We start from the raw sequence: 14,749 nt of genomic DNA on the forward strand, positions 1-14,749 counted from the left end.
TGGCCGTGTTGTTTACGACTGATTGATGGAATTTTTCATGTCCAGGTTTCCTGCTGACACCCGTATGGGATGTACCCCTGTGCTCGCCGTTTTGTGCGGCGCACTCTTGGCGCCACAGGCGTATGCCGACGACCACGCCGAGCACCGCAACGAGCTGAGCCCGACGGTGATTACTGGCGTCGCTCCCAGCTCCCCGCTGACTATCGTCACCAACCCCAAGGACCCGCGCCAGCCGGTGCCGGCCAGTGACGGCGGCGACTACCTCAAGACCATCCCAGGCTTTGCCCTGGTGCGCAACGGCGGCACCAATGGCGACCCGGTACTGCGCGGCATGTTCGGCTCGCGCCTGAACATCCTCACCAACGGCAGCATGATGCTCGGTGCCTGCCCTGGCCGCATGGACGCGCCCACCTCCTATATCTCCCCGGAAACCTACGACAAGCTGACCGTGATCAAAGGCCCGCAAACCGTACTCTGGGGCCCCGGCGCCTCGGCCGGCACGGTGCTGTTCGACCGTGAGCCGGAGCAGTTCGGCGAACTGGGTACCCGGGTCAACGCCAGCATCCTCGCCGGCTCCAACGGGCGCTTCGACAAAGTAGTGGATGCCGCTGCGGGTGGCTCGCTCGGCTATATCCGCGTGATCGGCAACCAGGCCCACGCCGATGACTACAAGGACGGCAACAACGACACCGTCGCCTCGCGCTACGACAAATGGAACGGCGACGTCGCCCTCGGCTGGACCCCGGACGCCGACACCCTGCTGGAGCTCACCGCCGGCCGTGGCGATGGCGAAGCTCGCTACGCCGGGCGTGGCATGGACGGCTCGCAGTTCCTGCGCGAAAGCCTTGGCCTGCGCTTCGAAAAATCCAATATCGGCGAGGTGCTGGACAAGGTCGAAGCCCAGGTCTACTACAACTACGCCGACCATGTGATGGACAACTACAGCCTGCGCACGCCATCGGGCACCGGGATGATGGCCGGGCCCATGGCGTCCAACGTCGACCGCCGCACCCTCGGCGCGCGGATCAAGGCCACCTGGCGCTGGGCCGATGTGCAACTGATCAGCGGCATCGACGCGCAGACCAACGAACACCGCCAGCGCAGCAGCGCCGGTGTCGATACCTACAAGAACCTGCCGCGCACCAAGGACGCCGACTTCCATAACTACGGGGTGTTTGGCGAACTGACCTGGTACGCCGCCGACAATGACCGGTTGATCACGGGTGCCCGCCTGGATCGCGCCTCGGCCAAGGATTACCGCCAGCGCACCGGCAGCGGCATGATGAGCCGCGCCAACCCGACCGCCGGCGATACCCGCGCCGACACCCTGCCATCGGGTTTCGTGCGTTATGAACATGACTTGGCCGACAGCCCGACCACGCTCTACGCCGGCCTCGGCCACGCCGAACGCTTCCCGGACTACTGGGAGCTGTTCTCCCCCGGCAAAGGCCCGGCGGGTTCGCTCAATGCCTTTGATGCAGTCAAGCCGGAGAAAACCACCCAGCTGGACTTCGGCCTGCAATACAAGACCGCTGAGCTTGAAGCCTGGGCCTCCGGGTATGTCGGCCAGGTGCGCGACTACATCCTGTTCAACTACACCCCGGGGATGATGGGCATGACTTCCCAGGCGCAGAACATCGATGCGCGGATCATGGGCGGTGAGTTGGGCGCCGCCTACAAGCTGACCTCCAATTGGAAAGCCGATGCCACCCTGGCGTATGCCTGGGGCAAAAACAGCAGCGACGGCAAGGCCCTGCCGCAAATGCCGCCGCTGGACGCGCGCTTCGGCCTGACCTACAGCGAAGACGACTGGAGCGCCGGCGCCTTGTGGCGCGTGGTGGCGGCGCAAAACCGCATCGACCAGAACAAAGGCAACGTGGTCGGCAAGGACTTCGCCAAGAGCGGTGGCTTTGGCGTGTTCTCCCTCAACGCGGCGTACCGCATCAACAAGAACTTCAAGGTCAGCACCGGCGTCGACAACCTGTTCGGCAAGGCCTACGCCGAACACTTGAACCTGGCCGGCAACGCCGGGTTCGGCTACCCGGCCAACGACCCGCAAGCCATCAAGGAGCCAGGGCGCACGCTCTGGACCAAGGTGGATATGAGCTTCTAACCACATCGCGGGCAATCCCCCCTGTGGGAGCCGGCTTGCCGGTGATGGCGTCCTCAAGGGCCTCATCGCCGGCAAGCCGGCTCCTACAGGGGGATTGCCAGCAATAGCGTCATCAATACCCATAACATTAGAGTCCTTGCGGAGCGCCCTGATGAACCCTCCAAAGATTTCCTTCTACAACCTGGCCTGGCGCTGGCATTTCTACGCCGGGCTGTTTGTCGCGCCCTTCATGGTGTTGCTGGCAGTGACCGGCATCATCTACCTGTTCAAACCCCAGTTGGACCCGCTGATGTATGCCGACCTGCTCAAGGTCGAGCCCGCCGCGCACGTCCTCAGCGCCGACGAGCAATTGCAGCGCGCCAAGGCCGCCTACCCACAAGCCACCCTCAGCAAATACCTGCCGCCTGTGGACGCAAGCAGCAGCGCGCAGTTTGTCCTGCACAACGCCGGCCACGAACTGACCGTGTTCGTCGACCCCTATCGCGGCAACGTACTCGGCGAGCAGGACGCGACCTACAACCTGCAAGCCATCGTCCGTGCGCTGCACGGTGAGTTGATGATCGGCACCACCGGCGACCGCCTGATCGAGCTGGCCGCAGGCTGGGGGGTGATGCTGGTGGTGTCCGGCCTGTACCTGTGGTGGCCGCGCGGCAGATCCGCCGCCGGGATCCTGTGGCCGCGCCTGGGCAGTCGCGGGCGCCTGTTCTGGCGCGACCTGCATGGGGTCACCGGCTTCTGGGGCGCCGCATTCCTGCTGCTGATGATCCTCAGCGGCCTGACCTGGACCGGCTTCTGGGGCAAGCAATACGCCGACCTGTGGAACCACTTCCCAGCGGCGATGTGGAACGACGTGCCGCAGTCCGACCAACAGGCCCGCAGCCTCAACACCGCCACACAACAGACCGTGCCCTGGGCCCTGGAAAACACCCCCATGCCGATGTCCGGCGAGCATGCCGAACACATGCAGCACGGCGGCATGCACCATGGCCCGGCCGCCCCGGCAATCAGCCTGCAACAGGTGGTGGACCTGGCCACCGCACGCCAGGTCGAGCCGGGCTACAGCGTCACCTTCCCCACCACGGCCACGGGCGTGTTCACCATCGCCGTGTTCGCCAACGACCCGCGCAATGACGCAACCCTGCATGTCGACCAATACACCGGCAAGGTCCTGGCCGATGTGCGCTGGGAACACTACAACACGGTGGCGCGGGTCACCGAGTCCGGGGTGATGCTGCACGAGGGCAAGATGTTCGGGGTGGTCAACCAGATCATCGTGCTGCTGGTGTGCCTGATGATTCTGCTGAGTTCGGTCAGTGGCCTGGTGATCTGGTGGAAACGCCGGCCACAGGGCGGCCTAGGGGTGCCGCCGTTGCGCCACGACCTGCCGAAATGGAAAACCGCGATGCTGATCATGCTGGCCCTGGCGATCATTTTCCCGCTGGTCGGCGCCTCGCTGATCGTGGTGTGGGTGTTGGATCGGCTGGTGCTGGCGCGTTTTTTCAAGCAACGTGAATCGGCCTCATCTTCTGCATGAGGTAGGCGAGATGCCCTACATAGAGGCGTTATGTAGTCTTACGCGGGCTTTCATCCCTAACGTAAGAAGTGTTAACTTATAACACTTACTGCACCGTCCCCACTCGCCGCGCTCAGCGGCGAGTACCGTCTCGAAGAAGCGATCTGTCGTCCGATGAACAAGTACCTTGCCAGCGGCCTGTGCCTGCTTGCCTTGCAAAACAGTGCCCAGGCCCTGACCCTGCCCGTCAGCCCCGTGACCGCCCCGGCAGTGGACAGCGCACCTGTCGACCTCGACACCCCGACCACCGCCGGCTCGCGCCTGGGCCTCAGCGCCCGGCAAACCCCCGGCAGTGTCGAAAGCCAGACCGGCGAGCAGATCCGCGAACGCGGCGACGCCAGTGTGCAGGACGCCATCTCCCGCGCCACCGGCATCAGCCGCACCGGCACCCCGGGCGACGGCGGTACCTCGCTGCAAGCCCGTGGGTTTGCCGGCCAGGGTTCGGTGATGCAGTTGTATGACGGCAACCGCCTGTACAACGGCATGGGCACCTCGACCTTCCCGGTCGACACCTGGGCCGTCGAACGCGTGGACGTGCTGCGCGGCCCGGCATCGGTGCTGTATGGCGAAGGCGCCACCGGCGCGGTGGTCAATACCGTCGCGAAAAAGCCCTTTGAGGGCGAGATCGAAAACCACATCCGCCTCGGCTACGGCTCCTATGATCGCCAGCAACAGGCCCTGGACAGCGGCGGCTCGCTGACCGATACCTTGAGCTATCGCCTGAACCTCAACCGCCTGCGCAGCCATGGCTTTATCGACCGTGGCGACTCGGCCAGCGATTTTGCCAGCGGCGCCCTGCGCTGGCAGGCCGCCGACAACCTGAGTTTCACCCTGGCCCACGACTACGGCGACCAACGCCCGCAGAACTATTTCGGCACACCGCTGCTCAACGGCCACCTGCACAAGGGCCTGCGGGACAAGAACTACAACGTCAGCAACGACACCCAGCACTACAACGACCAGTGGACCCGCCTGAGCAGCGAGTGGCAGATCAACGACAGCCTGAGTGCGCACAACGAGCTGTACTACCTCAAGGCCCAGCGCCGCTGGCAGAACGCCGAGAACTACAACTTCAGCGCCGGGCAACTAACCCGCAGCGGTTTTTTTGGCATCAAGCACAACCAGGAACAGGTCGGCGACCGCCAGACCTTTACCTTCAAACACACCCTGTTTGGCCTCGACAGCCAGACCGTGACCGGCGTGGAATACAACCGCATCCGCTTTCGCCTGGCCAGCAACTCACCGTTTAACGACGTCGTGGACGGTGGCCAGCCCATCGATGTGAAACACCCGGCCCAGGCTCCGTTTGAAAGCGCCGATCCGTTCCTGCCAGTGTTCGCCACCACCACCAAGCAGTTCGCAGGCTTTGCCGAAAACCGCCTGCAACTGAGCGAGCGCCTGTCCCTGGTCACCGGCATTCGTCGCGACTACGTGCACCTGGACCGCGATGAACTGCGCAGCGCCGAGCGCAGCGACAAGACCCTGACCGGCAACAACTGGAAGGCCGGCCTGATGTTTGCCCTCACCCCGGACACCTCGGTCTACGGCCAGTACGCCACCAGCACCGATGGCGTCGGCGGGCTGATCTCCCTGAGTTCAAGCCAACAGGCGTTCGACCTGTCCACCGCCAAGCAGACCGAAATCGGTATCAAGCAAGCTTTCTGGGACCAGCGTGGCGAGTGGACCCTGGCGGCCTACCATATCGTCAAAAAGAAACTGCTGACCGATGTGCCGGGCAACCCGCAGTTCAAACAGCAAGTGGGCCAGCAATCCTCCGACGGCCTGGAGGCCAGCCTCGACCTGCAACTGCCCCATGCCTGGCAACTGCAAGCCAATGCGGCCATCGTGCGGGCGCAATATGACGACTTCCAGCAGAACGTCGGCGGCGTGCAGGTCTCGCGCGACGGCAATCGCCCGGTGGACGTGCCGCGCCGTACGGCCAACCTGTGGGTCAGCAAGGCGGTGAGCGACGACATCCGCGCCGGTGCCGGCGTGCGGTATGTGGATGCGCGCTACGCTGACATGGCCAACCGCAATGAGCTGCCCAGCTACACCGTGGTCGACGCCACTGTTTCGTGGAAAGCCCTGCGCAACACGACATTGGGCCTGCAATTGAATAACCTGTTCGACCGCACCTATGCCGTGAGCCAATACAATGACGGCCAGCAATGGATACTGGGTGAACCGCGCTCGTTCTTTGTGACCGCGGACTACACCTTCTAACCACCCCTGGATCGCTGTTTGACTTGAGATTTTTGATGCCCACACTCAACCTCAACCACCTCGCCTGGTCCCCCCTGGGCCATGGCCACTGTCATCACCAGTTCCACCTGCGTGATGCCAGCCTGCAGGTGGGTGCCGGGGAGTTTGTCGGGTTGATCGGGCCCAATGGCAGCGGCAAGACCAGCCTGTTGCGCTGCGCCTATCGCTTCAGCAAGCCCGAGCAGGGTGAAGTGCATCTGGATCACCAGAATGTCTGGAAGCAATCCTCGCGCTGGTGCGCCCAGCGCATCGCCGTGGTGCTGCAGGAGTTCCCCGACGCCTTCGGCCTGCGGGTCGATGAAGTGGTCGCCATGGGCCGCACCCCGCACAAAGGGCTGTTCGACAGCGATACCCTGCACGACCGCCAACTGATTCAGCACGCCCTCGAATCCGTCGGCCTGCTGGGTTTTGAGGACCATGCCTTCGCCACCCTGTCCGGCGGTGAAAAGCAGCGCGTGATCCTCGCCCGCGCCCTGGCCCAGCAGCCGCAACTGCTGATCCTCGACGAGCCGACCAACCACCTCGACCCACGCTACCAACTGGAGCTGCTGGGGCTGGTCAAGCGCCTGCAGATCGGCACCCTGGCCAGCATCCATGACCTGAACCTGGCCGCCGCCTTCTGTGATCGCCTGTACGTGATCAACCATGGCCGCATCGTCGCCAGCGGCACGCCCCACCAAGTGCTGACCGCCGAGCTGCTGCGCGAGGTGTTCGGTGTCGAGGCACTGATCGATACCCATCCACTTTCCGGCTACCCGCGAATCACCTGGATAACCCAACCATGATCCTGCGTTCCCTGCTGTGCCTTACCCTGCTGTGCGGTGCGACCCAGGCCTTTGCCGAGGCCACCCGCTACCCGTTGAAGATCCAGAGCTGCAACCGCGAGGTGATCTTCAACCAGGCCCCTGAACACGCGGTCAGCCACGACATCAACATGACCCAGATGATGCTCGCCCTGGGCCTCAAGTCGCGCATGGTCGGCTACAGCGGCGTGACCGGCTGGAAGGCGGTGACCCCGCAAATGGCCACGCTGCTCGACGGCCTGCCGGAGCTGGCGGCCAAGTACCCGTCGGTGGAAACCCTGCTCAACGCCAATGTGGATTTCTTCTTCGCCGGCTGGGACTACGGCATGCGCGTGGGGGGCGATCTCACCCCGCAGACCCTGCAACCGTTGGGCATCAACGTGCTGGAGCTGACCGAATCCTGCGCGTTCGTGATGAAGCGCCCGGCAGCAACCCTGGACGACACCTATAACGACCTGCGCAACCTGGGCCGGATCTTCGACGTGCAGGACCGCGCCGACGCCCTGATCGCCCGGATGCAGGCCCAGGTCGCCGCTGTGCAGAAAACCCTGCCCGCCACACAGCCACGGGTGTTCCTCTATGACAGCGGCGAAGACCGCGCCATGACCTCCGGCCGCCTGGGCATGCCCCAGGCGCTGATCGCTGCCGCTGGCGGGCGCAATATCCTCGACGATGTGGACGCCAGCTGGACCCGGGTCAACTGGGAGACCGTGGTGGAGCGCAACCCCCAGGTGATCGTGATCGTCGACTACAGCGAAATCACCGCCGAGCAGAAAATCCAGTTCCTGCTGGATAACCCGGCCCTGCAATCGGTGGACGCGATCAAGCAGCGGCGTTTTATCGTGATCCCCTACGTGCAGGCCACACCTGGGATCGACAATGTGCTGGCGGTGGAAACCCTGGCCAAGGGGTTCCACGGCCAATGATCGAGCGCCGCTATGCCCTGCTGCTCGCCGCCCTTGGCGCGGTGCTGCTGGTGTCCTGTGTGGTCTCGCTGGGCTTCGGTTCGGCACGGGTGCCGGTGGACGTGGTGTGGCGGATCCTGCTGCACAAGGCCCTGGGTATCGGGGCGGTGGACTGGTCGGTGGGCCAGGAACATATCGTCTGGCTGATCCGCGTACCGCGCATGTTGCTCGGGGCGCTGGTGGGTGCCGGGCTGGCGCTGATTGGCGCGGTCTTGCAGGCGGTCACGCGCAACCCACTGGCCGATCCGCACCTGCTGGGGGTGACCTCGGGCGCTACCCTGGGCGCGGTAATCGTAGTGCTGCATGTGGGCGAAATCATCGGCCTGCTGACCCTGCCCATCGCCGCCTTCATCGGCGCGTTACTGAGCATGCTGGTGGTGCTGGCGGTGGCCAGCCGCAATGGTCGGCTGGAGAGTGATCGCCTGTTGCTGTGCGGGGTGGCGGTGTCATTCGTGATGATGGCGGCGGCCAACCTGCTGCTGTTCATGGGCGACCATCGCGCGGCGTCGGCGGTGATGTTCTGGATGCTCGGCGGCCTGGGCCTGGCGCGCTGGGAACTGCTGGCGATCCCCAGCGCCACGGTGCTGCTGGGCCTGCTGTTGCTGCTGGGCATGGCCCGCCCGCTCAACGCGCTGATGGCCGGCGAGCAGACCGCCGTGACCCTGGGCCTGAACGCGCGCAATGTGCGCCTCAAGGTGTTCTTGATTGCCTCGCTGATGACCGGCGTGCTGGTGTCGATCAGCGGCTCCATCGGGTTTGTCGGGCTGATGGTGCCGCATATCGCCCGGCGCCTGGTGGGCGCCGAGCACCGGCGCTTGTTGCCGGTGTGCGTGCTGGTGGGCAGCCTGTTCCTGGTGTGGGTCGATGTCGCCGCCCGCACCCTGATCGCCCCCGAGGACCTGCCGATTGGCGTGGCCACGGCGGCGATTGGCGGCCTGTTTTTTATTGGCCTGATGCGCAGGCGCTAAGCTCAGGCGCCGGCTTACAGCTCATCCCGGTCGCGGATGCTCAATGCTTCATCGATCTGGGTTTCTTCGGTTTGGTTGCGCGGGTCGACCTGAGCTTCCACCGTGCGCCCCTCGTTGCGCCAGAGCGCATCCCGATCCAGTACAAAAAGCTGGCCATAGCCGGTCACGCGCTTGAGGAACTCACTGGGCTGGAGCCTCACACCCAGCTGCTGGATTTGGTCTTCCATCTGCGAAAAGCTCGGAATGTATTTGAGTAGCGCCCCCTCGCGAACCGACAGGTAAAGGCTCGCCGGGCGCTCTGCATACGCACGCAACACCCGCAGGAACAAGCTCAAGAGTGCCGGGCCGACAAAGTTGTTGAGCAGCCGCTGCTCCTGGGGATCGTTGCTTTGCGAGGGCGGCATGGCGCCGTAGATCAGTTGTGCGGCGACCACTTGGTACTGCGTCGGGAACACCGGCTCAGGCACCGGGTGCTCAGTCGGTTGCACCAGCGGCTGTACCGGCCCATCTGGCCCGGTGTAAAACAGCGCCAGCTGCTGCGCCGTGTCGAGCCCGGCCACTCGCGGCAACGTGGCGACAAACGAGGTGCGCGCACGATTGCCCAATATCGCGGCAAGGTACTCCTGGCCACGATACGGCGCGAGCCTGCGCTGTACATCGCGGGCAGCATCGTCGGCATGGGAAAAGAGCGGGCCACAGGCCCGCCAGGTTTCCTCGAAACCTGGCCCCGTACCCGGTTGCCAATCGGAGGAAACCCGTGTCGTGCCAGCCCACACCCGGCCCTCGATCAACACATCCAGATTGCCCCGGGCAACCAGGCTGCGCACGTGGTCAAGCATGCGGGCATTACCCAGCAGCAACTGTTCGCGCAATACCTGCAACGAGCCGAGCGTGTCCAGTTGCTCATCGCTACTGAGGTACTGATACCTGAGCAGCGCGCCGTCCGGGCACGACAGGTAGAGGCGCAGTTTCTTGTCCTTGACCGCGTGCTGGGAGAAACGCAGGCCCGTATCGAAATCCGTGGGCAGGAAGAACGCCTGGTGCAACGGATCCTCCGCCGGCGTCAACAGCTCATTGGTGGCGCAGAGGTAGAGACCTTCCAGGGCATACCCCTGGGGAAGCAGGCCTTGGGGGAACACCTGGCTATAGTCGCGATAGCTCGCACGCACCAGTGGCATGCTGACCATGTAAAGCCCCAGCTTGGGCGACTTGAAAACGTAGCCGAACTGCAAGCTCTCTCCGGGCCTGCACTGCTCATGGGCATAGCGCACCGCGTCCTGCTCCTGGGTGAAGAGCGGGCTGAACGGCGGGTCGGCCACGGCGTTGCGGATCAACAACGGCTCGGGCCAGATGACGTTGGCAACGAAGGGTGCTGTGACCGTGCGCGGCATGCCCCACACCACGCTACCGTCCACCACGCGCAATGTACCGGCCTGGGCCAGCCGGGTGACGAACTCGATCGGGGTCAGCGTGCCGTCGCGCATCTGCCGCTCGACAAGGTTATCCAACAGCTCGGCACGTTGCGGCTGCAATGGCTGCAGGGCTGTTTTCAACTGATCCTCAAGGGCTGTGCGGCTACGGGTGTAACTGAGCACGCAGCCGTCGGTGCCTAACAGGTACTCGCGGGTCAGATGCACGTCCCGCGACTGCAGCGATGCGCCAATCACCCGGGTGGAAAGCATATTGCGGTAGACGCTCTTTTGCGTGGCCTCCAGGGCAAACGGCAACTCCCGCGCAGCACTGGTGCGGTAACGCGCAACAATTGTATGGCCCGCCGGAAAACCTCCCACCGAGACCACCTCATCGGGGAAAATCCACTTGGGATCGAAATCTTCGCGAGGCACTTTCAAAGGTTCTGTGGCCACGAACAGGCCGTCAGGGCGCTTGAGCACCAAGCCTCCCAGCAAGCCGTTATCGTGATCACCCAGCCGTGAGCGAGCATGGCGCACTGCGTCATCCTGTTCCTGGAAAGCCGGGCCCAGGCGACGGCGGGTGAAACGCCCATAGGGACGCCATAACGTGGCGTTTTCGATGACCAGCCCCCGTCGATCCCAGCACTGGCTGCTGTATAACACCCGCAGGTCACCGGCCTTGGCGATCAGCGTGACAAACCGGCGGATATCCAGGGAGCCGTCATGCAGGCTCATGCCCTGGATCGTCACACCGGCGCCATCAATGCCCTGCTTGAGCATTGACGAAGCCTGGGGTTGATACCGCAACAAGGCGCCGTCCAGTGTTGACACATACACAGGCAATACGGCGGGCCCCGCAGAAGATCGCGGCAAATGCCGGGCATCTTCTTCGGCACGCAACAGCAACTCGGGGGTGACAAAGAACTGGGTCAACCAGGCCTCGGAAGTGTTCAGCCCCACAGGCAGCCATTGCTGTGAATACAGCAGGCCCTTGAGCACAAAGCCCTTGGCGAAGTCGCCACCGGTCAGATACCCAAAGCCCCTGGAGGAGTCGCTCAACCAACGCCCGGGCGGCTTGATCGGCAACAGCTCGCTGACCACATATTCTTCGTGTTGCGGGTGCTTGAGAATGTAGGCCGTCGCCGCCTGTGCATCCAGGTTCCTGCCGTACCAGCGAATGTGCGCATTGAGCGCCGCCGCGTCCTGGCTGTTGAAGATTGCACCAAACGCCGGGGTTTGCAGATCGATCTGGGCATACTCGAAGTTGGGCGTCCAGTCGTCGTAGACCGTGCCACGCGGCCCCCATAACTGGCTACCGACAAGCACTTGCAGATTGCCCGCATCCGCCAGGCGGGTAACGATGTCCACCGGCTTGAGCTTGCCGGTTTCCAGGCGTTCGAAGTAACCATGCTGGCCGGGCTCGCGGGTGGTGTTGCTCAGCACCAGCAACTCATTGGCCGAGCCGCTGGGGGTGTAGCCGATCAGGTTGTTCGGCGAACCGCTCAGGTAGGCCGGCAGGCGGGATTCAATCACCGCCCGGATCTCCACATCCGAGAACATCGTGGCATTGACCTCAAGGTCCGCAAGGGTCCAGTCAAGGCGCCGCTGGCGGGCCAGGTCATTGAAGGACACCGCCCCATGGGAGGCGTAGCGCCCATGAATCTCATGGCCCACCGGAGGCACCAGCAAACCACCGCCCGGTCTCGGCAGCAGCAGGTCGGAGGAAAAGCCGTCGCCATGAATAGTCACAGGTTCGGTGAATAAAAATCGCCCGTCTGGTCTTTTGAGAATGTACCCACCAAAGGCCGTCCCTCGGCGAAAGCCGATCTTCTCGTGGGCAAGGCGCGCGGCATCATCGGCCGTCAGGAATGCCGCACTCAGCAGCGTGGTCCCCGAACCCAGCGGCAGACGCTCGCCGTCATGCATCGGCCCCAGTACGTTCCACAAGTCGCCCTGCTGAATCACCGTCAACTCGCCGGCACGAATCACCCGGTGCACGAACTCCCGGGACGACAACGTACCGTCGAGCAGTGCCGCCTGGTTGCCTTTGTCAGTCACCCTCTGGCCGGCCACGCTAAACAGCTCGTTGGCGGTATCGGCACTCGGCACCTGCCAATGCAGCAGCGCCCGGTCAGGGGCTTGCAGATACAACTTGAGCCCCAACCCGGCGATCTGCAGCTTGGAGGTGGCAAGAGCCTGGGTCATGACCTCCACCCATAGCGCAGGTGGGGCAAACCGCTTATACAGCCAGGCTTCATTGGCCGGCAACGGCCTCGGCTCGGAGGCAAACACATTACGGTAAAGGCCAACCAGGCGATAATTGGAGGGCAGTTTCGCCTGACCGTCGGCACGGGCGGGGAACAGACTGGCCAGGGTTGTGCCTGCTGCAACCGGTAGCGTCGCGATATAGCTCGGGGCATTCTGATGCTTGAGCACAAACCCCTGGTAAGCGCCCGCCGGCATGCCATTGATATGGTTCAGGGCGATCAGCGCGGCAACTTGCCCCGTGTTGGCCTGCGGCGTAAAGAACGGCTGCTCCTGCACGGTGTCCTTGGGAATGACCGGTTCGCCGACCCGCCACCCCCTGGCGACACGACCGCGAGCGCCGCCCCAGACACGGTTGGCCAACACCACCCGCAGGTCGCCCGCATCGGCAAAATTCCAGACAGTCCCTTCAAACTCGGTGACCGGCTGGATCGGCATCTCACCGGTCAACTGCTTGAGCAGCGTCTGCTCCGCCATTGAACCGCTGCTCACATACTTGAGCAACGAGCCCTGCGGGCCTGACAGGTAGTGGGCCGGGGCAAACTCACGGTTACCGATGACAAACGCCTGGTCGGCAGACGAGAAAAAGCTGATAAATATCTCCACCTCATCGGCCGTGAACTGAGTGTGCAACCCCTGCTCACCGGGAGAGCCCGCCGGGTGCGAGTGGTAAAAGGCGTAGCAGTCGAAGGGAGCCGGAGCAATGAAGTAGTCATGCTCATCGGTGGCCATGATGGCGCGAAAATCAAACTGTATCGACGCACCGGCCACCGGTTCTGTGGCGAAATAACGCGCGCCTTGTCGCAGCACCGCACCGCCATACTCCTTGTCGCGTCGCTCGCCGATCCGGTTGTGAGCCCAGCGCGCAGCATCATCGGCGGTGACAAAGGGCGGACTCAATACGGGTTTGGGAACCCTGGAGACGGCTCGCCACTGCGCGTCGACCGGGCCGAGCCTGTCCCAGATCTTGCCCGCCCGGATCACCGACAGATACCCGCCTGCCGCCACGCGCAGGACAAAGTCCCGAGGGCTCAGCGTACCCGCGAGCAGCGCCGAATCGATCTGGTTATCCACCACCTGACCGTCCGGCTCGACGCGAAATAGTTCAGTCTCGGCGGTCGAGAACGCGCACTTGTATTGCAACAACGCCCCATCATTGAGGTTGCGATAGAAAAACAGCTGACGCTCCGGCCCCAGCAAATCCCTGGACTGCACCCCATGGTAAAGCTGGGTCGCCAACTCCAGCGGGCTAAAAAAGTTACGGTACAGCCACGCGTCCCTGGACGGGAGGCGCAGGGGCACCGGAGGGCGTCCCAGATAGACCGCCACCCAATGGAAGCTCTCGTGTGACACGCGCTTACCATCCGAGGTGCGCGGGAACAATTGCTGGATGGACACCGGTGCGGGCCCGCCGGCCGGGGGCTCGACCAGCACATAGTCCTCTTTGTTGGCATCCTTGAGGATAAAGGCGCGTTCAGGGTTGCGTTGCTGCAATACCTCCAGCAGGGCATCAAGCCCGGCGTACACCGGCCCGCAGGCCGGCAGCTCGTAGGTGCGCGAGACAAAGGCTGTGAACGGTCGCCATTGCCTGGGCACTGTGCCTGTCGAGCCCCCCCACAACGCACTCGGAACCACGATGGACAACTGGCTGACACTGGCGGCCTTCTTGAAGAAGGTCTCCGGTTTGTTATCGGCCGGGCCATCCGCATGACCGAAGTGCAGCTTTTTATCGAGCCACACACCAAAACGCTGCTCCTCAGCCGAGCCGGTGGTGACATATTTGAGCAACCCGCCATCGGGCCCAGACAGATAAGAGGCCGAAAAAAAACCGCGCTCCAAAATAAAGATGCTCAGGTCAATATCCGAAAAAAAGCCATTCAGCCCCCTGACCTGACGCTCGGAAAACTCAGGGTTGTTCTCTTGAAAATCATCGAACGCATCGGGATGAGAGTGGTAGTCGGCCACGCACCGATAGCCTTGTGGGTGCAGATACTGGCTATTGCTGTCGACTTTCAGCACCGTCCAGTAATCGAAGGTGTAGGCCCCGCCCGCTATCGGCTCGGTGGCATAGAAGTAGCCGTCCGCCAAGCTCTCCAGGATCACCCCGCCATACTCCTTATCGCGCCGGCTGCCGATCTGTCGATGGGCATAACGCGCCGCATCATCCATGGTGACAAAGGCCGGCCCCACTGGTGGCAGTACCACATCCGACTTCAAGCCGCTGCCGAACCAACCGCGTTTAGGTCGTTCCATGACATCCCCTCAAATATGCCCCGACCAGACGCTGGCCAGGGTCACGGCGATCTTTACCGTTGGCGCGAGCGCGAGGGCGCTAAATAGATATCCACCGCGCCACACGCCCTGCCCCGTTCGGGCGCACGCCACGCA

The 14,749-nt window shown here is 63.5% G+C and carries 7 protein-coding genes; 6 read left to right on the plus strand and 1 reads right to left on the minus strand.

All coding sequences use genetic code 11. From position 1 onward, the window contains the following. Positions 1-37 precede the first annotated feature (37 nt). The 6 genes from HBO11_RS20590 to HBO11_RS20615 all read left to right on the plus strand — a co-directional run bounded on the left by HBO11_RS20590 (position 38) and on the right by HBO11_RS20615 (position 8,684). The gene (locus HBO11_RS20590) at positions 38-2,113 is read left to right on the plus strand and encodes a TonB-dependent copper receptor (RefSeq protein ID WP_169952084.1); all 2,076 of its coding nucleotides are present in this window, start codon (positions 38-40) and stop codon (positions 2,111-2,113) included. Positions 2,114-2,264: 151 nt separating this feature from the next. After that, positions 2,265-3,647, plus strand: coding sequence for a PepSY domain-containing protein (locus HBO11_RS20595; RefSeq protein WP_169952086.1), 1,383 nt, complete (start codon positions 2,265-2,267; stop codon positions 3,645-3,647). A 153-nt stretch (positions 3,648-3,800) separates the two neighbouring features. Continuing rightward, positions 3,801-5,909, plus strand: coding sequence for a TonB-dependent receptor (locus tag HBO11_RS20600; protein WP_169952088.1), 2,109 nt, complete (start codon positions 3,801-3,803; stop codon positions 5,907-5,909). Positions 5,910-5,944: 35 nt separating this feature from the next. After that, positions 5,945-6,733: an ABC transporter ATP-binding protein gene (locus HBO11_RS20605; RefSeq protein ID WP_169952090.1), complete on the plus strand. Its 789-nt coding sequence runs from the start codon at positions 5,945-5,947 to the stop codon at positions 6,731-6,733. Then, the gene (locus HBO11_RS20610) at positions 6,730-7,677 is read left to right on the plus strand and encodes an ABC transporter substrate-binding protein (protein ID WP_169952092.1); all 948 of its coding nucleotides are present in this window, start codon (positions 6,730-6,732) and stop codon (positions 7,675-7,677) included. Before HBO11_RS20605 ends, HBO11_RS20610 begins: the two co-directional genes overlap by 4 nt. Beyond that, on the plus strand, positions 7,674-8,684 hold the full coding sequence (locus HBO11_RS20615) for an iron ABC transporter permease (RefSeq protein WP_169952094.1): 1,011 nt from the start codon (positions 7,674-7,676) through the stop codon (positions 8,682-8,684). Before HBO11_RS20610 ends, HBO11_RS20615 begins: the two co-directional genes overlap by 4 nt. 14 nt (positions 8,685-8,698) lie before the next feature. Here HBO11_RS20615 and HBO11_RS20620 read toward each other — a convergent pair whose 3' ends face one another. Next, positions 8,699-14,614: a DUF4329 domain-containing protein gene (locus HBO11_RS20620; protein ID WP_169952096.1), complete on the minus strand. Its 5,916-nt coding sequence runs from the start codon at positions 14,612-14,614 to the stop codon at positions 8,699-8,701. Between the last annotated feature and the right edge of the window lie 135 nt (positions 14,615-14,749).

This window comes from Pseudomonas sp. WS 5010 (genome assembly GCF_012985565.1).
In the GTDB taxonomy this organism is placed as follows: Bacteria; Pseudomonadota; Gammaproteobacteria; order Pseudomonadales; family Pseudomonadaceae; genus Aquipseudomonas.

What these genes read in the sequence shown, in the direction of transcription:
- HBO11_RS20620 (WP_169952096.1), bottom strand. Translation starts at nt 14,614, where the DNA reads ATGGAACGACCTAAACGCGGTTGGTTCGGCAGCGGCTTGAAGTCGGAT.
- HBO11_RS20605 (WP_169952090.1), top strand. Translation starts at nt 5,945, where the DNA reads ATGCCCACACTCAACCTCAACCACCTCGCCTGGTCCCCCCTGGGCCAT.
- HBO11_RS20600 (WP_169952088.1), top strand. Translation starts at nt 3,801, where the DNA reads ATGAACAAGTACCTTGCCAGCGGCCTGTGCCTGCTTGCCTTGCAAAAC.
- HBO11_RS20615 (WP_169952094.1), top strand. Translation starts at nt 7,674, where the DNA reads ATGATCGAGCGCCGCTATGCCCTGCTGCTCGCCGCCCTTGGCGCGGTG.
- HBO11_RS20610 (WP_169952092.1), top strand. Translation starts at nt 6,730, where the DNA reads ATGATCCTGCGTTCCCTGCTGTGCCTTACCCTGCTGTGCGGTGCGACC.
- HBO11_RS20595 (WP_169952086.1), top strand. Translation starts at nt 2,265, where the DNA reads ATGAACCCTCCAAAGATTTCCTTCTACAACCTGGCCTGGCGCTGGCAT.
- HBO11_RS20590 (WP_169952084.1), top strand. Translation starts at nt 38, where the DNA reads ATGTCCAGGTTTCCTGCTGACACCCGTATGGGATGTACCCCTGTGCTC.